15 protein-coding genes, 1 tRNA gene and 1 riboswitch are annotated in these 18,652 nt (G+C 39.0%); of the genes, 8 read left to right on the top strand and 8 right to left on the bottom strand.

What is annotated here, in order from left to right; translation table 11 throughout:
- Positions 1 to 36 precede the first annotated feature (36 nt).
- Positions 37 to 2,502, top strand: coding sequence for a glycoside hydrolase N-terminal domain-containing protein (locus tag LQ227_RS02200; RefSeq protein WP_230143837.1), 2,466 nt, complete (start codon positions 37 to 39; stop codon positions 2,500 to 2,502).
- A gap of 146 nt (positions 2,503 to 2,648) precedes the next feature.
- Here LQ227_RS02200 and LQ227_RS02195 read toward each other — a convergent pair whose 3' ends face one another.
- The gene (locus tag LQ227_RS02195; RefSeq protein ID WP_230143838.1) at positions 2,649 to 3,623 is read right to left on the bottom strand and encodes an AraC family transcriptional regulator; all 975 of its coding nucleotides are present in this window, start codon (positions 3,621 to 3,623) and stop codon (positions 2,649 to 2,651) included.
- A gap of 296 nt (positions 3,624 to 3,919) precedes the next feature.
- Between LQ227_RS02195 and LQ227_RS02190 the strand changes: the two genes are divergently transcribed.
- Both LQ227_RS02190 and LQ227_RS02185 read left to right on the top strand, forming a co-directional pair.
- The gene (locus LQ227_RS02190; RefSeq protein ID WP_230032684.1) at positions 3,920 to 4,417 is read left to right on the top strand and encodes a hypothetical protein; all 498 of its coding nucleotides are present in this window, start codon (positions 3,920 to 3,922) and stop codon (positions 4,415 to 4,417) included.
- A complete protein-coding gene (locus LQ227_RS02185; RefSeq protein WP_230143839.1) occupies positions 4,410 to 5,594 on the top strand; it encodes an NAD(P)/FAD-dependent oxidoreductase in 1,185 nt (394 codons plus the stop codon). Before LQ227_RS02190 ends, LQ227_RS02185 begins: the two co-directional genes overlap by 8 nt.
- Positions 5,595 to 5,747: 153 nt before the next feature.
- On the opposite strand, the gene LQ227_RS02180 is transcribed toward LQ227_RS02185, so the two are convergent.
- Positions 5,748 to 6,638: a winged helix-turn-helix domain-containing protein gene (locus LQ227_RS02180; RefSeq protein WP_230148045.1), complete on the bottom strand. Its 891-nt coding sequence runs from the start codon at positions 6,636 to 6,638 to the stop codon at positions 5,748 to 5,750.
- A 250-nt stretch (positions 6,639 to 6,888) separates the two neighbouring features.
- On the opposite strand from LQ227_RS02180, the gene LQ227_RS02175 reads away from it, so the two are divergent.
- The 3 genes from LQ227_RS02175 (at position 6,889) to LQ227_RS02165 (ending at position 9,572) form a co-directional block, all read left to right on the top strand.
- Positions 6,889 to 7,737, top strand: a complete 849-nt coding sequence (locus LQ227_RS02175; protein WP_230148043.1) for a helix-turn-helix transcriptional regulator — start codon at positions 6,889 to 6,891, stop codon at positions 7,735 to 7,737.
- A gap of 179 nt (positions 7,738 to 7,916) precedes the next feature.
- On the top strand, positions 7,917 to 9,191 hold the full coding sequence (locus tag LQ227_RS02170) for an amidohydrolase (protein WP_230148041.1): 1,275 nt from the start codon (positions 7,917 to 7,919) through the stop codon (positions 9,189 to 9,191).
- 105 nt (positions 9,192 to 9,296) lie between these two features.
- On the top strand, positions 9,297 to 9,572 hold the full coding sequence (locus LQ227_RS02165) for a hypothetical protein (protein ID WP_230148040.1): 276 nt from the start codon (positions 9,297 to 9,299) through the stop codon (positions 9,570 to 9,572).
- A 478-nt stretch (positions 9,573 to 10,050) separates the two neighbouring features.
- Here LQ227_RS02165 and LQ227_RS02160 read toward each other — a convergent pair whose 3' ends face one another.
- From LQ227_RS02160 to LQ227_RS02150, 3 genes are all read right to left on the bottom strand, one after another.
- The gene (locus tag LQ227_RS02160; RefSeq protein WP_230148038.1) at positions 10,051 to 10,485 is read right to left on the bottom strand and encodes a DUF4833 domain-containing protein; all 435 of its coding nucleotides are present in this window, start codon (positions 10,483 to 10,485) and stop codon (positions 10,051 to 10,053) included.
- 195 nt (positions 10,486 to 10,680) lie between these two features.
- The gene (locus LQ227_RS02155; RefSeq protein ID WP_230148036.1) at positions 10,681 to 10,860 is read right to left on the bottom strand and encodes a hypothetical protein; all 180 of its coding nucleotides are present in this window, start codon (positions 10,858 to 10,860) and stop codon (positions 10,681 to 10,683) included.
- Positions 10,861 to 10,940: 80 nt separating this feature from the next.
- Positions 10,941 to 11,040, bottom strand: a riboswitch (SAM riboswitch).
- A gap of 4 nt (positions 11,041 to 11,044) precedes the next feature.
- Positions 11,045 to 11,115, bottom strand: a tRNA-Cys gene (locus LQ227_RS02150).
- 1,245 nt (positions 11,116 to 12,360) lie between these two features.
- On the opposite strand from LQ227_RS02150, the gene LQ227_RS02145 reads away from it, so the two are divergent.
- Both LQ227_RS02145 and LQ227_RS02140 read left to right on the top strand, forming a co-directional pair.
- The gene (locus LQ227_RS02145; protein WP_230148034.1) at positions 12,361 to 13,272 is read left to right on the top strand and encodes a hypothetical protein; all 912 of its coding nucleotides are present in this window, start codon (positions 12,361 to 12,363) and stop codon (positions 13,270 to 13,272) included.
- A 50-nt stretch (positions 13,273 to 13,322) separates the two neighbouring features.
- Entirely contained in the window at positions 13,323 to 13,709 is a 387-nt protein-coding gene (locus LQ227_RS02140; RefSeq protein WP_230143854.1) for a luciferase family protein, read from the top strand.
- Here LQ227_RS02140 and LQ227_RS02135 read toward each other — a convergent pair whose 3' ends face one another.
- The 3 genes from LQ227_RS02135 to LQ227_RS02125 all read right to left on the bottom strand — a co-directional run bounded on the left by LQ227_RS02135 (position 13,710) and on the right by LQ227_RS02125 (position 18,460).
- Positions 13,710 to 15,350, bottom strand: a complete 1,641-nt coding sequence (locus LQ227_RS02135; protein ID WP_230148032.1) for a TldD/PmbA family protein — start codon at positions 15,348 to 15,350, stop codon at positions 13,710 to 13,712.
- Between the two features lie 156 nt (positions 15,351 to 15,506).
- A complete protein-coding gene (locus LQ227_RS02130; RefSeq protein ID WP_230148030.1) occupies positions 15,507 to 16,823 on the bottom strand; it encodes a TldD/PmbA family protein in 1,317 nt (438 codons plus the stop codon).
- Positions 16,824 to 16,825: 2 nt separating this feature from the next.
- Positions 16,826 to 18,460: a TldD/PmbA family protein gene (locus LQ227_RS02125; protein WP_230148029.1), complete on the bottom strand. Its 1,635-nt coding sequence runs from the start codon at positions 18,458 to 18,460 to the stop codon at positions 16,826 to 16,828.
- Positions 18,461 to 18,652 lie beyond the last annotated feature (192 nt).

Below are 18,652 nucleotides of genomic sequence, written 5' to 3'. Positions count from 1 at the left end.
GTCCTGATAATGGCCGTGAATTAATTTAATCACAATATGAAGTATTTATTGACCTGCTTTTTGTCTTTTTTCTCTCTCTATGGTTTTTCTCAACATAACAATAGTTTAAAATTGTGGTATAACAAACCGGCAGAGAAATGGGTAGAGGCTTTACCGGTTGGGAATGGAAGAATCGGGGCCATGGTTTTTGGAGGAATAGAACAAGAACTTTTGCAGCTTAATGAAAGCACATTGTGGAGCGGTGGCCCCGTAAAAAAGGGTGTAAACCCCGAAGCTAAAAATTACCTTCCCATATTGCGCGAAGCATTATTGAAAAATGAAGATTATACACAGGCAAACCAGCTTTCAAAAAAAATGCAGGGACTGTATTCAACGTTCTATTTGCCAATGGGCGATATAATGATCAAACACGATTTTGGAAGCTCGAAAGCCGATAATTATTACCGGGATTTGAATCTGACAAACGGACTGTCTACTACGCAGTTTACTGTTAATGGTGTAGAATATACGCGGGAGATTTTTACTTCTGCCCCAGATAACATAATGGTAGTCAGAATCAGGGCAAATCAGGTTGGTAAACTCAAATTTACGGTAGCTGTAAATAGCTTGCTTAATTACCGGTTATCCACGCAGCTTAATAACGAACTAATTGTAAGCGGCAAGGCACCGGTCAATGTAAATCCGTCTAATCCTAAAGGTGTAGAGCCGCTTATTTACGGAGATACGGGCCGATGCAACGGGATGCGGTTTCAATATCGGATAAAAGCAATAAGCAAAGATGGAAGTGTGAATACGCAAAACGATCATTTGCTCATATCTGGTGCTACAGAAGTCTGGTTATATGTAGCTGCGGCGACAAGCTATAATGGCTTTGATAAATGTCCGGATAAAGAGGGGAAAGATGAAAAAAAACTGGTTTCCGATTTGATTGATAAAGCCTCCAAAAAGACTTATCTAAATGTTTTTAATGCACATGTTGCCGATTTTAAAAAATATTTTGATCGGGTGTCTTTCCATGTTAAAGATACTTTGGTTAATAATCCTAATGCTAATCTGCCCTCTAATGAAAGGTTGAAGGGGTATGCTTCTGGAATTTATGATCCAGGCCTGGAAACGTTATATTTTCAATATGGAAGATACCTGCTGATGTCCTCATCCCGCCCGGGCGGACCGCCGGCTAATCTTCAGGGAATCTGGAACAAGGAGCTGCTGGCACCATGGAGATCAAATTATACCATTAATATCAATACCGAGATGAATTACTGGCCTGCAGAAATAACCAATCTTTCAGAAATGCATATGCCGCTTTTGAACTGGATACAAAGTTTGTCAAAAACAGGAAAGGTAACTGCAAGGGAATTTTACAACGCAAACGGTTGGGTTGCACACCACAATTCAGATTTGTGGGCTTTAAGCAATCCTGTAGGAGACAAAGGTGCCGGCGATCCCTCTTGGGCAAACTGGGCAATGGGTGGAAACTGGCTTTGCCAGCATTTGTATGAACATTACCGGTACACAGGAGATAAGAAATTCCTTGCAGAAAAAGCCTACCCCGTGATGAAGGAAGCTGCACTTTTTACATTAGACTGGCTGGTTGAAGACAAGGATGGTTATCTGGTTACAGCGCCTGCAACCTCTCCTGAAAATAAGTTTAAAGACATGGCAGGAAATCAACAGTCGGTGTCTGTAGCAACCACAATGGATATGTCCATCATCAGGGATCTTTTTGCAAACGTGATTGACGCTGCAAATGTTATAGGTACTGATCATACTTTCCATGATTTACTGATTTCAAAACAAAAGAAACTCTATCCGCTAAAGATCGGAAGTAAAGGACAGATCCAGGAGTGGTATAAGGATTTTACTGAAACAGATATCCATCACAGGCATGTTTCTCACCTTTTTGGTTTATATCCAGGCAGCGAGATCTCACCCTTAACACCAGGGTATTTTGCGGCAGCACGAAAATCCCTTGAAATACGGGGAGACGATGGTACCGGCTGGAGTAAAGGCTGGAAGATTAATTGGTGGGCAAGACTACAGGATGGAGACCATGCTTATAGCCTGATCCGGCAATTGTTAAACTATGTTGAAACCACTGGAGGCAGTGTTAAGGGCGGTGGTACCTATCCGAATTTTTTTGATGCACATCCGCCCTTTCAGATTGATGGCAATTTTGCCGGTACTGCCGGAATGGCTGAAATGCTGATGCAGAGTCACCTTGGCTTTATCCAGTTATTGCCAGCATTACCAAAAGCCTGGAATGAAGGTGAAATAAAAGGCCTTAAAGCCCGGGGAGGATTTGAGATAGCGATTACCTGGAAAAATATGAAGTTGCAGGCCGGGTCAATAAAATCAATAAATGGAAACGAATGTATTTTGCAGACAGATCTGCCAATAAGGATAAATGGAGCAAAGGCCAGCTCCAAAAAAAATACCGGAGGTTACGAGACTAAGTTTAAAACCAGTAAAAATAAAACCTATCAATTTACCGCTTTATAGCAAAATTTGCGATAGGTGCGGCCTTAGCTTTAATTTGAAGACGAGCGCAATAGACTGCTGGCTAAATTAGGCCATTTGCCATATGGTTTTTTGGAATTTAACAGCCTATTTTATTTAGAACATTTTTATCTGGTAGTTCTTTGTCTTTAACGTCTCACCCGGCTTGGAGGGATAGCGAACTTTCTCTTGAATGCACTACTAAAATGCTGCAATGAACAGTAGCCCAGTTCAAAAGCGATTTCGGTAGCTTGTTTTTTACCTTCGAGCAGATCATTTTTTGCAAGATCCAAACGTAAGTCGGATAAATAAGAAAAAGCCGTCTGATTAAACATTTCTTTAAATCCCCGCTTGAGTTTATATTCATTTATCCCCACTATTTTTGCCAATTCTACCAGCGTTGGTGGCGATTCAATGTTTTTAACCAAATAATCACGGGCAAATACAATCCGTTCTTTGTCGTAATCATGTTTTATGTATTCAGATTTTGAATTTTGAAAGTTATTAAACGATTCGGCTTGCAAAACAAGTAGTTCAATCGTTTTCGAAAGAAGAAACAACCGCTTTAACCCACTTGTATAATCACAGTTCAAAATTGAATTAATACAGGTCTGTAAGGGTAGATCAATATTTAGATTAGCATTTGAAAAAGCTATAGGTGTTCCCGAAACTATTTTCTCCGCAAACTGCTTAAGGGAATCATTCCCATCTTTTGACATCGTTAAAAAAGAATCCTTTGCAAATTGAATCATAAATGATTTCATCCGCAACTCATCAAACTTCATTTTACCTTCAGCACTGGTGCCATAGAATAAATTATGCTGATTCCCGTTCAACTCAAAAGAATTGCTCATCCCATCCTGTTTTATTGAAGTTCTTCCCTGCAAATTAAAGTGCATGGTTACCAATTCCGTATCTCCTCTCCAATCCAGTTCGGTTGGTTTATCCAGCTCGGTTTCGGAATATATAATCTTGATACCATCAAAAAGCCACTGTTTTGCCGTCAAACGTCCAAAAGGGATATTTATTTTAAAGGCATCTTCTTTAAAACCGTGATTATTAAAGTCATTTTCATCAAAGACCGTTTTGAATGTCTTTTTATCATTTCTTAATTCAAATCCCATTGCTCCCTAATATATCAGTTTAACTCCTTTTTTTACAAGCTTATCTTTTGATCGTGCGATAATTTTGCATCATAAGGTATGTATGGAATATACAAAAATCGAAGTTAGAAAAAAATCACTGGCCTAATGACTACCCCAAATGATAAAATGGAAACATAAGTATATGCCAACAAAACAATTGAAATTAATCAATTGGGAGATGGGCCTATTTATTACTCCGTAAATGCTGTGCTGTATGATATAAATAAAAGAGGAGAAGGTAAAGCCGAACACATTTAGCAACGATAATTTTAAACATGGAAAATACACAACAATATTCGAAATCCACCCAATGGTTATTTTATTCCATCTGTGCTTACTTTATAATGAACGGCGCTCAGGTGTGGGAAACTGCGCTAATGGTTCCTGCGTGGACAGCAGCCCCGCCTTCCTCCTTAATCTTTTTTCAAAAACCCTATGGCTTGGATTTTAAAGTGTTCTGGATAATTGTACATGGGATACATGAAATAATATTTGTTGCAGCTTTAATTTTTAACTGGAAGATAAAGAAACGCAGAAGGATGATTGCATTGGTTCTTATCGGACATATTGCAGTCAGGGCATGGACATTAATGTATTTCGCGCCAACTATCATGGAGTTCCAGCGAATACCCTATAGCGATACTGTTAATATATTCCTGCAAGAAAAAGCAGCACAATGGCGCAATTTAAACTATGTGAGGGTGGCGATATTTTTTACACTAAACTTTTTACTGATACCAGGATTAAAAATAAAAGAGAAAAACAATGAATAAAAAAGCAATAATAATTGGTGCAGGTGTTGCAGGACCAATACTGGCTTTACAACTGAAAAAAATAGGCTTTAATGCTGAAATATTTGAATCGAGATCAGAAGACAATACAAAAGAGGGAGCCTTTTTGGGACTTACCCCCAATGGCTTGAATGTATTGAAAGAATTTATTGATTTGAGGATGCTCAAAGATGACTATACGCCTGGCGCAATGAGATTTTTCAATTCCAAAGGAAAACAGATAGCAGAACTGGGTACAGCTTATCAGAAAAAGCAATACGGTGTAGAAACATTGCAGTTAAAACGGGCAAATCTTAATAAATATGCCCAGATAGCAGCTGCTGACGCTGGCATAAAAATAGGATATGATAAGAAATTTGTCCGTTATGATGAAACAAATGACCAGGTAACAGCGTATTTTGCTGATGGAACTATGGCGACTGGTGATATTATGATCGGCTGTGATGGAATGTTTTCTGAAGTTAGAAACCAGTTGTTTCCGGAAGTTTCTGCAATCAAATACACAAAGCTTATCTCTACCGGTGGTTATGCCAAGATACCCGAACTTTCAGCACCCCTGGATACCATACGAATGGCTTTTGGAGAAAGGGGATTTTTTGCCTATTCGGTTTCTGATAAAGGGGAAGTCTGGTGGTTCAATAATTATTTTAGAGCGCAGCAGCCAAAGCCACAGGAAATAGAGAAAACATTAAAAACTGAAATTCAGGACCATTTAATAAATGTCCATAAAAATGATGATCCTTTATTCTCCAAAATAATCAGAAACAGCCACGAGATTATTGCCTACCCTATTTATGATGTACCCAAACTTTCGCATTGGTATAAAGGCAGGGTCTGTCTTATTGGAGACGCTGCACATGGTATTTCTCCACATATTGGCCAAGGAGCATCACTGGCATTAGAAGATACTGTTGTAATTGCGGAGCTGTTAAAATTACATGAAGACTATAGAACTGTATTTCAGATTTTCCAATCCAAACGCCAGCCCAGGGTAGAAAAAGTGATAAAAAGTGCTAGAAAATTAGGCGATACTAAAACAAAAACTAACCCGATAGCAGCATGGTTCCGCGACTGCTTAATTGGGTTCTTTATTGGTAAACAAATTCAACAGCTTGATTGGATTTATGGCTGGACTTATTCAGACAAGAATAACAGTTAGTACAAGAGCATCAGATAGAATTTAAATTTAAAAGGATAGACTCTTGTTTAAGGGGTTGTCGAAACGTCTTACTAGATATTTAAACAGTCCTTTGACAGGTTCCAATATAAGGGTCGTCATCTCGACTGGAGTGCAACGGAATGGAGAGATCTTTTAAACGCTAATTTCAAGCTTATATCCTTTACCCCTTATAACGACAATGTTGATATTCGGATCATCTTCAAGCTTTTTTCTAAGTTTTGATATGAACATATCCAAGCTTCGGCCCACAATAACACCTTCATCTTCCCATATCTCTTTTTGTAACCGGCTTCTGTCTATAGTTTCATTGGGTGACAATGCGAAAATGAGCAATACACGGGTTTCCGTTCCGGTTAGTTCTATTGTTTTTCCATTTATTGTAAGCTTCCGATTTTTCGCATCGAACAATACCGAGCCCAAAGTGAATAGGCCAGTATACTCCCCTTTAGGTAAAGTTTTTCGCCGCTTAACAGCGCTCAAAAAAATAAATCCAACGAAGGCTAAAAGTGGCAGGCCAGCCAGAAGATATCTATTTTTGGCTGTATTTATGCCCGTTGGTTTGAACTTAATGTTGATCATGTAACATGCCTTAGGCTGTTTTCTTCCTCTGCAGGTTACAATGTCATCTTTTTTGTTTTTGGATATGGCATATCCATAAGCTACACTGGCATTGCCACAGTTTAGTACATTAACAACATAATCACTTGTGAGCGGATCTTTGGTAAACAAACGCTGAGTGGTATTCACCAGGGAGTCGGGTTGAAAAGTCAGTTCATTCTCAAACGCGATCTGGTATTCATTTTCAGCGATCTTTTTTATGGGAAGAACCCTCGATATACTGTCGCCTGACTGTAGAAGTAGTTCATGCCCGATCCGGCGCAGCAAAACTTCCCTTCTGGAGATATCAAAGTCGTTACTGCCAGCCATACTGAAAGCTACACAGATTGCAGCGATAAACAAAAGTATTATCGATCCAAACAAGTATTTGCGTTTCTCGAAGAGGAGATTTCGGCTAAGATGCATGGTGTCAGGTTTTTATTTACAAAGGTTGCATTTTTATTTACAATCCTGGTTCTTCAGCCGGAAAGATATCAAAGTAAGTTCGATGAATCAATTTTATCCGATATGAAACCATCATGATTTTGCCGAAGCTACAGGATATAAAATTAAATCATGATCCTTCATCTCCATAAAACCTGCGTAATAATACTCCTTCATTCACTTTCCATCTTCTTTTTTCGTAACTTCTATACAAAAATGGTATTTTTCGCCGATGGATGTGATTGCAAATTTTCCTACACTCGATATCAGTGAATTCTGGCCCGAGCAAGATTCGGGAAATAACTTGCTGTATCATGAAATAATTGGAAAAAGGCATATAGAAAAACCACATAAACATGATTTTTTCCTTTTTATGCTTTTTGAGCAGGGTAGCGGTCTACACACCATCGATTTTGTAGATCACCAGGTTACCTGTGGGCAGTTGCACTTATTGTTTCCTGAGCAGATCCATAAATGGGAGCTCGGTGAAGAAACCCATGCCCATCAACTTATGATCAGTAGGGGCATATTCGAAACGCTGGCCAATTCTTTACGCTTTTCATTAATCTTATACCAAAATTACCCGGTAATAAATTTAAGTGCCGACGCTTACGGAAAAATCCTGTACGAATTTCGGAGCATCAGATCCGAACTCGCAAAGCCTGCCATAATTTGGGAAATTATCAATGCCAGGATCAGGCTTATTGCGCTGATGATTAGTGAAGAGGCTGAAACGCTATTCAATAACCAAACGGTTTACCAAACCAAACCGATGCTTTTTAAATACCGCTCGCTGATCGATATGCATTACAAGAAGGAAAAACTTGTTGGATTTTATGCCGATCAGTTAAATATTTCGGGAAACTATCTGAATATGCTCTGCAAAAAACATTTTCATGTATCAGCCACTGCACTCATTCACGAACGTTTAATACTCGAAGCAAAACGGATTTTATTAACGACCGAAAGACCCATTAAAGCGATTGCCTTCGATCTTGGGTTTTATGACGTCGCTTATTTCTCTAAATTCTTTAAAAATCAAACCCGAATTACCCCACGTGCATTTCGCGAACAGTTATGAATTGAGCAAGATATGAGCTGTAAATTCGATAAATAAGTATGGATAGTTATAAATGGTACAATTTTTAATATAAATCCTACTATTCATAAACATAACAGAAGGTTATTTTTGTAATAAAGAATCCTGTTATGATAAACCCAAATTCCATCTCAAGAAAAGACTTTATTAAAAGCTCATCTATGTTGCTTGCAAGCACTTGTTTACTGTCAGCAGAACAGGCCATTGCAGATGAAAATATAACCCGTTTCTCAGAAAAAACTTTGACCTTAAAAAATGTTAGGCTCGAAACGGGATTCGAATATGATCAGGATGAGGTAATCAAAACGAAAACCGAACTTTTCATTATTGAGATTGAAGACGGTAAGGTGAAGCGTGTTCTTCCTAATAATCCTAATGCAAAAGCAATCGATGCAAAGGGGTTGTTAATGCTCCCGGCTTTCAGGGATATGCACATCCATCTGGATAAAACCTATTATGGATTGCCGTGGCAGGCGCATTTGAAGAAGAACAGATCTGTAAAGGATATGATTGCTTTCGAACAACAGATCATTCCTGAGCTGTTAAAAACTTCTATACCACGTAGTGAAAAATTAATTGAGTTACTTCAATCTTACGGAACAAGTTATGCAAGGTCCCATGTAAATATCGATCCTACCTCTGGGTTAGACTCGCTGAAGCATCTCGAAACCGCATTATTGCATAAAAAGAAATCTTTTCGGGCAGAGTTGGTGGCTTTCCCCCAGCATGGCATCTATTACACTAAATCTGCGGAACTGCTGAAAGAAGCAGCCAAAATGGATATAGACTTTATTGGTGGCCTTGATCCAACTTCAATTGATGGCGGTATTGAAAAACACATGGATTTTGTGGTACAGTTGGCGCTAGATCATGGAAAGGGGATTGATATCCATCTTCACGAGTCGGGCGAATCTGGTTTGAAAACAATCGAATACCTGATTGATAAAGTAATGGAAAACCCATCGCTGAAAGGAAAAACCTATGTGAGCCATGCTTTTGCATTGCGGTATCTCGATAAAGCCAAAACCGAAGAAATTGCTGAAAAACTTGGCGCTGCAAAAATGGGAATAGCTTCAACCATTCCGCTTTCTGGTAACCCAATGCCCATCCCTGCTCTGTACAAGTATGGTGTAGAAGTGGTAGCGGGTAATGATTGTATTGTTGACCATTGGAATACCTTTGGCACTGGAAGCATTTTGCAAAAGGCCAATATAGCTGCTCAAATTTATGGCTATCGTACAGAATTTGAACTTTCAAGGATCTTGAAACTGGCTACAGGTAATATTCTTCCCTTAGATGATAAAGGAAATAGACAATGGCCTAACACAGGCGATAAAGCCAATCTGGTGCTTGTTGATGCCAGTTGCGCTGCAGAAGCCGTATCAAGGGTATCGCCTGTTAAATCACTGATCCATGATGGAAACCTGGTTTTCTAATCAAGTGAAAATCAATTGAAATATTTCTGATAGAATGAGCTTATGACCTGTGTTTTTTGTGAAAAAATCTTATCTTGATTTTACACACAAATAAATCTTAAGGATATGAAAATCACATTAGACACAAAATCCCTTGTGCTAGGGTTTTTGGGCGCAGGCTTAATGTTTACGGCCATCAGTTTTAAAAACGGACAAGATCAAACCGGTGGAAGGTACCGCACCGAAGTAAATCCCAACAATCTTGTCGTTATCCTTGATACTGAAACCGGAAATTACATCATTGCACCAGCTATGCAGTCATCCGGAAAAGTACAATGGATAAAGGGCGAGTTTGACAAAACATTTAGTACCGCAGTAGACAATAAAAAAGAGCCGAAATAATCAACTGTATCATAAACGAGGTGAATCCATGGTCTGTGTCTCACAGACCATCTTTGTTTTTTACCATAAGAAAAGTCTCATAAGGTTGTCATCCTGAGAGGGTAATTTATTTCATAATGATCAAAATAAATGACGTTGAAATATCAGGCGGTATATAATTCCCCTCTTTTAGAGGGGTGTCCGCAGGACGGGGTGTTTATTCGTCCTGGCCGGACAGGCCTTTTTCTTTTGGCACCAAAAGAAACAAAAGTGTCGGCTGAAAATTTTTGTATTGAAGTTTCTGCATGGGCTTGGCCTGTGGATTCCCAAAAATTTGTTAGGCCGATTTAAGTAGAACGGGGATACCGCGCTATGGCCTAGCTGGATGGAAATGCGATAGCGGCTAAAATATTAATTAATAATGATTTGTAAAATAACGTCAATGGTAGCGGAGTCGAAGGACCTTATTACAATTAACTAAAGGTAATGAAGAATAAGTTTACTTCACACTTATCCGTTCCACTACTGGTTTGCCTGTCGATTCTTCTGTGCCTTCCACTTCCGCATATTTTACATTCGGAAGCCAGAAACTGCCACCTTGTATCCTGATAAACAATCGAGTAACCCTGATGGTCCGGTTGTTTAGGGTTACCGAAACGCGATAGCTTTTATCACTATACTTTTGCAGGTAAAATGGTAATTTTTTATGTGATACAAATCGAAATTCATACTTGTCTGCCCCCAATTCCTTCGTGTCGATACCATATGCAAACTTTCTTTGGATATAGCCCAGATCTTTTTTCTGTCCTTTTTCACCATAGCGGATCCAATAAACCTGAATAGGCGCATTAGCATTAATGCTGCCATTTTCTTTCAGGTTTAGTGCATAGATCAGGGTGTTGGTATTCGGATCACGCTGAAGATAAAATAACATGCGATCTATATTTTTAGGCGTAGGAAAACTGATAGGGGATGGATCTTTCGATTGTGCCCATATTTGGGGTGAAAAGAGGAAAAAGGTTAAAACTATAGTGAATAAGGTTTTGAGTAAAATGGGTAGTCTGGGTGGTGTTGAATACATTTTAGGCTTGTTATTTAAAGGAGCGTTTAAACTAAAGGTTCGAATAATTTAGGTGTCGGTTTTGGGTTGATCATGTGGAATTTCTCCATTGATCTCATTAAGTTGTTCATTATAAAGCCGATCTGATTCTGTCTTACAATGTTCATAATCATCTAATTTTTCGCAGGAAGTATTTCCGTGGATCTCGAAAAAATCCCTGATGGATGGATAATCAAAATAAACTGACATATTATTAAATTTAGGTTACCAATTTTTGGAAGGGATAGCCATTGATCGTTCGCCGAAAACAGTGAAGGGATCTGCTTTCAAACTCATCTTTTCTGCCATTGCAGAAGGAATTAGCACCTTGTTAATCAATAGGTTGCTAAGACATCAAAGGGCCATTCCCTACGTCTTTCTTGATAAGTATTAGACGTCATGGACGGAATCGAACCGCCGTACTAGGTTTTGCAGACCTTTACCTAACCACTCGGCCACATGACTATATGATCTTTTCAAGCAGTTTTAGATTCACTTTTTGAAGAAGACTCAGCAAAAGTAAAAATTAATTACTATAATTTCTATAGAAATAGTAGTTTTTTTGTGGATTTGTAATATTTAATTTTTATTCTGTTGGTTAATACGTTGATCTATAGCTTTTTAATATGTCGTCCTGAGTAGAGCGAAGGATCTTTTAGTAGTTAACTTTTTTAAATAAAAGATTCTTCACTGCGTTCAGAATGACTGCAGCTTTGCGCCTTACCTCAGTGTCTTTTACGGTAAAGGATGGGAAATGTAAAATGAATGATGGAATGAAAAGGCTCCATGCGCTCCGCGTTTTTCTCTCTGTGACCTCTGTGGTAAAAATGGAGAGCGGCGACAGATTGATGATAAACCCAATCGTATTCTCAATTTGTCATCCTGAGTGCAACGAAGGATCTTACAGTTGACTTCGGTATTCTTAATAATTAAAGATTCTTAAATGCGTTCAGAATGACAACCGCCCTGCCTAAAACAATAATTATAAATTATTTTCACTGTAAACCAGTTTGTTAGAAATAAAGTCTATAAAATCTATAGGAATACTTGTTTAAATTAAACGAAGTTTATACTTTTACAAAAAAAATAAAATAACTCACTAGCAAATTTACGTTCAATATGAAACTCCGCAGACAACCTCAGCCATATTCCCTGATCAATTATTCAGATCAGTATAACTGCTGTTGCCGCTAATATAAGCTAATATACGGTTCACTTGCTAAAGGTTTTCATTCAGATATTCTTATTTAAAAATCCTGGTACCCCGGGGCCTTTTGATAGAATATTATGGTGGTCATGTATTTCAGTCAATAAGTTGCCGGGGTATCAGGAACGGCCTAACTAATCACCACCACTAGTTTAGGTTATTACGCTAATTAATTCACCTAAGTTTAGTGATTAAAGATAATACGACTAAGGTATTTATTTATTTGATAAACAATGCTTTAAGTACCGCTGAGTTCGAGGCCGGGAAAATTTATACCGTTTATATTAACGGTACATTGGGAGGAGTACAGCTACTATCATTTACATAATTAACATCATCAAAGATGTATAAAGAAACTCCTGGTTCTTAACAGGTTTATATTTGGTTAGAAAAAGGGGCATTTCTGGATAGAATGCCCTTTTGTTTTTAAATTTAATAATTTTATTTTCAATAATTTTTGAAAGTTTAAAAATATATTTTACTTTTGATCAAACATAAATAATATGAAAACGTTTCTCCAATCAAAATTACTTCAAGGGATCATTATCTCAAATGTAATCGTCTTAATCATTATCTGGTTAAATAATTGGCTTCATAGTGAAAAGGATGGTATTTTAGTGTTTTCAGAATTTGTTATTTTACCTTTTTTGATGGGGGTAATCAGCGCCTGGTTTTGGAGAAATCTGAACCTGAAAAGTAAATTGCTCATCTGGTATTCAATTTTAAATGGTCTCCTTGCTATTCTTTTAAGCTACATTTTTTTGGGAGAGGGAACAATTTGTTTAATTATTGTTTCGCCACTCATTTTTGCTTTTGTAATCACTGGGGCATTTATTGGTAAAACAATGTTCAGGAAAAATAACCAAACTTTAAATGTAAGTATCGTTTCCATATTACTCGTGATTTTTACCGTTGATTCCATCTCTGATCATCATTATAGAAACATGGTAAGTGATGAAATGATAGTCAAAGCAGCACCAGAAAAAATTTGGAAGAATGTTGTTGCGTTTGAGAAGATCAAACAAGCAGATACCTATTGGCTTTTCAAAGCGGGAATGCCTAGCCCCATGCAAACTACTGTTACCGCTTATAAAAAAGGTGCAGGAAGAAAATGTATTTTTAGCAATGGATATGTTTTTGATGAAAAGATTGTAACTTTTGATGTCAACAAGAATTTAACATTCGATATTACCGGGCAGCCTAAAGATCCTGAAATTATGGGACATATTGATATTGAAAGAGGTCAGTTTTTATTGAAAGATAATGGTGATGGAACCACCACTCTTGTTGGGAACAGCTGGTATAGCTTAAAGGTATTCCCAATTTGGTATTATGATTTATGGGCAGAAAGTATTACCAGAAATGTACATTTACGCGTAATGCATCATATTAAAGAACTTAGCGAAAAGAATTAGTCATGTTTTCATTTGTGGTGAAGAGATTGGATTTTCTTAAATCAATACCATTGCTCGCACTGGTATTTGATAGCTTATTGAAAATGTGGATGTTGATCACAAAACCCGAAAGGCTGGATCAAATTGACAAAATAGAAAACGAAGTTTTAAAATGGAAAAATACTTCTCTAAGTCTGCATAAATTTGGCGGTTCACAGTTCAACCATAACCAGCGAGAATTTGCGCACATTCATAGTAATGGCCTATTGGACATTCTTTTTACGCAGAAAGTTAAAGCAGAGTTAATGCTCTACGGAAGGGTAGAACAACATCATGTATTTAAAAAATCGGGATGGATAAGCTTTTATGTTCATCATACTGAAGATGTAGATTATGCTATCTTTCTTCTCAAACTATCTTATAATAAAATTGCCGGTAACGAGTACCGGCAGTTTTAATTACCCCAATTTCCTTCCCGTATTAATCACATTAACTCCGTTGAAACGGGTAGTGGCACTTCCGTGGGAAACGGCACTTGCTTGCCCCGGCTGACCTTTTCCATCCGAAAATGTCCCACCCAACCTGTAGTCGTTTTTATCGCAGCGTTGTACACAGGAGTTCCAGAATTCTTGTGTATTGGCTTGGTAAGCAGCATCCTTAAACATACCTACAATTTTGCCTTCCTTAATTTCGTAGGCCAACTGCGCGCTAAACTGGAAGTTATAACGTTGTTGATCGATAGAATAAGAGTTACGGCCAAACATGTAAATGCCTTTCTCTACATTTTTAACCATATCTGCCGCACTTAAAGCAGCATTTCCAGGTGCTAATGAAACGTTTGGCATTCTTTGGAACTGAATACTATCCCAGCTATCGGCATAGCAACAACCCTGCGATTCTTTCAAACCTAAAATATGTGCCTGATCTCTTATGGTCTGGTAATTCACTAAAATTCCATCTTTAATAATATCCCATTGGCCACATTTTACGCCTTCATCATCATAACCCACGGCGCCTAATGAACCCACTTCCAGTTTATCGCCAACGATGTTTACCTCTTTACTCCCGAAGTTGAATTTTTTGCTTTCCCATTTATCCAGCGTTAAGAAACTAGTTCCTGCATAATTCGCCTCATAACCTAAAACGCGGTCTAACTCTGTCGGGTGACCAACAGATTCGTGGATGGTTAGGAATAGGTGAGAAGGATCTAAAACCAGGTCGTATTTGCCAGGGGCAATAGGTTTGGCCTTTAGTTTTTCATCAACATGTACAGCTGCTTCGCGTACATCCTCCAAAATATCGTATCGTTTTTTGTAAAGTGTTACAGGGCCACCTTTAATTTTTTCTTCGTCTTTTGGCTTAAGGTATTCAAAACCCATACCCATTGGTGCACTTAAGGCATTTCTGGTTTCGAACTTACCACTGGCCGCATCTGTTTTAGTTAGGGTAAAGGTTGGCCATATCCTATGGATATCCTGATCGATATAAGAACCATCGGTTGATGCAAAATATTTCTGTTCATTGATCATAAACAGATTGGAACTGATGTATTTTGCACCGCCTTTCATGGCCTCACTATTTACCTTTAAAAGCAGGTCAACTTTGTCGGCAATGGGTACCTCAAAGGCATTAATTTCGATTGGTGTTTTCCAGCTTACCTCCCCATATCCTTTTTGTGCCGCCAATTGAACAGGTTCTTCCATGAGTTTAGAATTTCCTTTGGCAATGGCTACGGCAGTTTCTGCAGCTTTGGCGATGCTGGCATTGTCCATGTTGTTGGTAGCGGCAAAACCCCAGCTTCCATTGGCGATAACACGAACACCTAAACCATAAGATTCGGAATTAGAGATGTTTTCTACCCTGGTTTCTCTAGTAGCCACTACCTGATTTAAATACCGTCCAATGCGTACATCGGCATAAGTTGCGCCTTTGCTTTTTGCAGTATTGAGGGCAACATCGGCCATTTTTTTCTTTAGGGCAATATCAACAGGCGTTAAAGATTCTTCAACAGAAATAATTTTGCCAAAGGCAGGTATATTGGGCATCATGCTGGTACCAAGGCCAACACCTGTCATGTATAAAAAATCTCTTCTTCTCAATTTTTTGATTTTTATTAAAAATAAAAGGTCGTTATCGTACTACAGTCGTCATTGCGAGGCACGAAGCAATCTTAATGCGCACGCTGGTAGCGATCGTTGTAAGATTGCTTCGTCGTTCCTTCTCGCAATGACGGAGCTTGTTATGGAGTTATTTCCTTAAATCGCATCCGATAGTGAAGTAAACGTAAAATCGCGGATTTTCATTGGTGGGATCAATCCGCTTCCTGTTCTCACCGGTTTACCCAAAGCTTCAACATTGTTGAGCATAATTACCGGGCTTTCATTGAACCTGAAATTCTTGATCGGGAATTTAATTTCGCCATTTTCGATGTAAAAAGTACCGTCACGTGTTAATCCGGTGAGTAATAACGTTTGCGGATCTACTGAACGGATATACCAGAAACGGGTAACCAATATGCCTTTTTCAGTACTTTTGATCAGATCTTCCAACGATTGTGTTCCGCCTTCGATGACCATGCTACGACTAAAAGGAAGCGGCTGAACATTCTTTTGTGCAGCCCAATATCTTGAATAAGACAGGTTTTTAACTACCCCTTTTTCAACCCATTGCGTTCTTTTTACTGGTAAACCTTCGCCCGTGAACGTAGCAGACGGGATTTCAGCATTCATTGGATCAGAGTAGATATTTACGTTTTCTGAGAACAATTGCTCCCCTAAACGTGTACCACCACCCTTTTTGCTCATAAAGCTCCGGCCTTCGTCAGCACTTCTGGCATCAAAACCCCTAAACATATTGCCGATAATATCGCTGGCTGCAAGTGGTTCTAAAATAACAGTATATTTTCCCGGTTCTATGGCCTTTGCACCTGCAGAACCATTGGCTTTGCTTGCTGCAATTTTGCTAAGTGCCAGGGTATCCATTTTGTCGAGATCATTAAAGCCTTGCTCAACGTAACCTGATCCTGTTCCTTGCTTGTTTCTAACAGTTACTGAGAAAGAAACATCGGTACCTTTATTGTAGGCGAACAAACCTTTAGAGTTCATGATCGCGTTAAAACGGGTTGAGTTTTCTAAGAAACCGGCCGCATCTAAACCAGCTGCTTTTGATACACTTAAACTTTTTCCCACCATTTCTGCCCTGGTATCAGGAGTCATGGCGGCAGTTTTAGCATTGTATGTATTCGATTCTGGAAAAGTCTGTGGGCCTAAAGGAGGCATAAACTCAGGATTTTCTGGTGCCAGCATGGCCAGTTCTTCTGCTCTTTTTACGACCTTTTGTAAGGAAGCATCATCAAATTCATTTATCGTTGCCGAACCAGTTTTTTTACCAAAAGTGGAGCTTACGCCTAAGCTCATGGTACTGATCTGCCCTGCAGTAGAAACCGCATTGCGGGCATAACGGATATTCCCGCCATCAGAACCGTTTAAACCTACTTCACAGAAATCGGCTTTCGAATAACCGATTACTTTTTTTAATATCGCCTGGGCTTCTTCTTTACTTAATATGGCCATAATTATATTTTTCTTGCTGTATTGATAACATTAACTCCATTAAAACGGGTAGTGGCACTGCCATGCGATACGGCACTGCTTTGAGAAGGCTGTCCTTTTCCATCATTAAACGAACCACCTAAACGGTAATCACTTTCATCGCAAATGGCATTACACGAATTCCAGAACTCTTGCGTATTGGCCTGGTAGGCCACATCGTTAAGCATGCCTGCAATTTTACCATCCTTAATTTCGTAGAATATCTGTCCGCCGAACTGAAAATTGTAACGTTGCTGATCGATAGAAAAACTTCCGTCGCCAATAATGTAAATGCCTTTTTCAACATTTTTGATCATATCATCAACACTCAGTTTTTCTTTTCCTGGCTGCAGCGAAACATTTGGCATCCGCTGAAACTGAACATCATCCCAGCCCTGCGAATAACAGCAACCATTTGATTCGGTTAAGCCGATAATGTGTGCCTGATCGCGTATGGCCTGGTAGCTTGTGAGTATTCCATTCTTGATCAGATCCCATTTTTTGCATTTTACGCCCTCATCATCGTAGCCAACAGCACCTAACGAACCTACCTGGGTTTTATCGGCTACAATATTTACTTTATCACTGCCAAATTTGAAATTTTTTGATTCCCATTTATCTAAGGTAAGGAAGCTGGTGCCTGCATAATTGGCTTCGTAGCCTAAAACACGGTCTAATTCTGTTGGGTGACCAACAGATTCATGGATGGTTAGCCAAAGGTGTGAAGGATCTAAAACCAGATCGTATTTACCTGGCTCAACCGATTTTGCCTTTACTTTTTCTGTTGCTACGCGGGCTGCTTCTTTAACATCTTCCAGCATATCGTAACGGCCTTTATAGCGGGTTACAACACCAGTAACCTTATCTTCAGGGCGGGCATGCATGTATTCATAACCCTTTCCAGAAGGCGCACTTAGTGCATTACGTGTTTTAAATTTACCCGATTCGCGATCAACTTTGGTTACGTTAAAAGTTGGGTAAATGCGGTGAACATCCTGATCGATGTAAGAACCGTCAGTAGATGCGAAGTATTTTTGCTCATTAACCGCGAAAATAACGGAATTTACAAAATTGGCTCCATTCTGCATGGCCACGTCGTTGACATTCAGAAGCAGGTCTACTTTCTCCTTTACCGGAACTTCGAAGGCATTAATTTCGATCGGTGTTTTCCAGCTTACCTCGCCGTAACCTTTTTGCGGAGCCAGTTGAACCGGTTCGCCCTGTATTTTGGCATTGGCTTTTGCAACGGCAACCGCTTGTTCGGCTGCTTTGGCAATGGCATCTTTGGTTACATTGTTTGTGGCAGCAAAACCCCAGCAGCCATTGGCTAAAACACGAATACCTACACCATACGATTCGGTATTGGCTACGCCTTGAACACGTTTTTCGCGGGTGGCAACAAACTGGTTTAAATAACGCCCGATGCGGATATCAGCATATGTTGCACCTTTCGATTTTGCCGCATTTAGTGCAACATCAGCCAGTTCCTTTTTAATTTTTACATCTACTCCATCTAAGGCCTGTAAAGGGTCTATAGGAGTTCCGAATGCAGAAAGGTCGGGAAGGAGTAGGGCACCCATACCCATTCCGGATAAGTAGAGGAAGTCTTTTCTTTTCAATTGGTTGAATTTAGTTAGTTTACGTTCTCAATATAGCCAATTGTGAGGCTAAAACTGGAAATTGATTATAACATTTTAGTTTCAATGCTGAAAAAGGAGGTATTTTTTGTGAAAAGATGTTTTTAGCAAAGCTAATTTCGTCATTTCGACTGACGTTGCTGATTTTTCATCAGTAGCGGAATGGAGAAATCT

Origin of the sequence: Pedobacter sp. Bi27, assembly GCF_918698255.1 — a bacterium.
In the GTDB taxonomy this organism is placed as follows: domain Bacteria; phylum Bacteroidota; class Bacteroidia; order Sphingobacteriales; family Sphingobacteriaceae; genus Pedobacter.
This window is presented reverse-complemented; position numbering and strand designations above follow the sequence as displayed.

Excerpts from the sequence above, each read along its gene's own strand:
- LQ227_RS02200 (WP_230143837.1), top strand. The coding sequence starts at position 37 with ATGAAGTATTTATTGACCTGCTTTTTGTCTTTTTTCTCTCTCTATGGT.
- LQ227_RS02195 (WP_230143838.1), bottom strand. The coding sequence starts at position 3,623 with ATGGGATTTGAATTAAGAAATGATAAAAAGACATTCAAAACGGTCTTT.
- LQ227_RS02190 (WP_230032684.1), top strand. The coding sequence starts at position 3,920 with ATGGAAAATACACAACAATATTCGAAATCCACCCAATGGTTATTTTAT.
- LQ227_RS02185 (WP_230143839.1), top strand. The coding sequence starts at position 4,410 with ATGAATAAAAAAGCAATAATAATTGGTGCAGGTGTTGCAGGACCAATA.
- LQ227_RS02180 (WP_230148045.1), bottom strand. The coding sequence starts at position 6,638 with ATGCATCTTAGCCGAAATCTCCTCTTCGAGAAACGCAAATACTTGTTT.
- LQ227_RS02175 (WP_230148043.1), top strand. The coding sequence starts at position 6,889 with ATGGATGTGATTGCAAATTTTCCTACACTCGATATCAGTGAATTCTGG.
- LQ227_RS02170 (WP_230148041.1), top strand. The coding sequence starts at position 7,917 with ATGTTGCTTGCAAGCACTTGTTTACTGTCAGCAGAACAGGCCATTGCA.
- LQ227_RS02165 (WP_230148040.1), top strand. The coding sequence starts at position 9,297 with ATGAAAATCACATTAGACACAAAATCCCTTGTGCTAGGGTTTTTGGGC.
- LQ227_RS02160 (WP_230148038.1), bottom strand. The coding sequence starts at position 10,485 with ATGTTATTTTATCTTCAGCGTGATCCGAATACCAACACCCTGATCTAT.
- LQ227_RS02155 (WP_230148036.1), bottom strand. The coding sequence starts at position 10,860 with ATGTCAGTTTATTTTGATTATCCATCCATCAGGGATTTTTTCGAGATC.
- LQ227_RS02145 (WP_230148034.1), top strand. The coding sequence starts at position 12,361 with ATGAAAACGTTTCTCCAATCAAAATTACTTCAAGGGATCATTATCTCA.
- LQ227_RS02130 (WP_230148030.1), bottom strand. The coding sequence starts at position 16,823 with ATGGCCATATTAAGTAAAGAAGAAGCCCAGGCGATATTAAAAAAAGTA.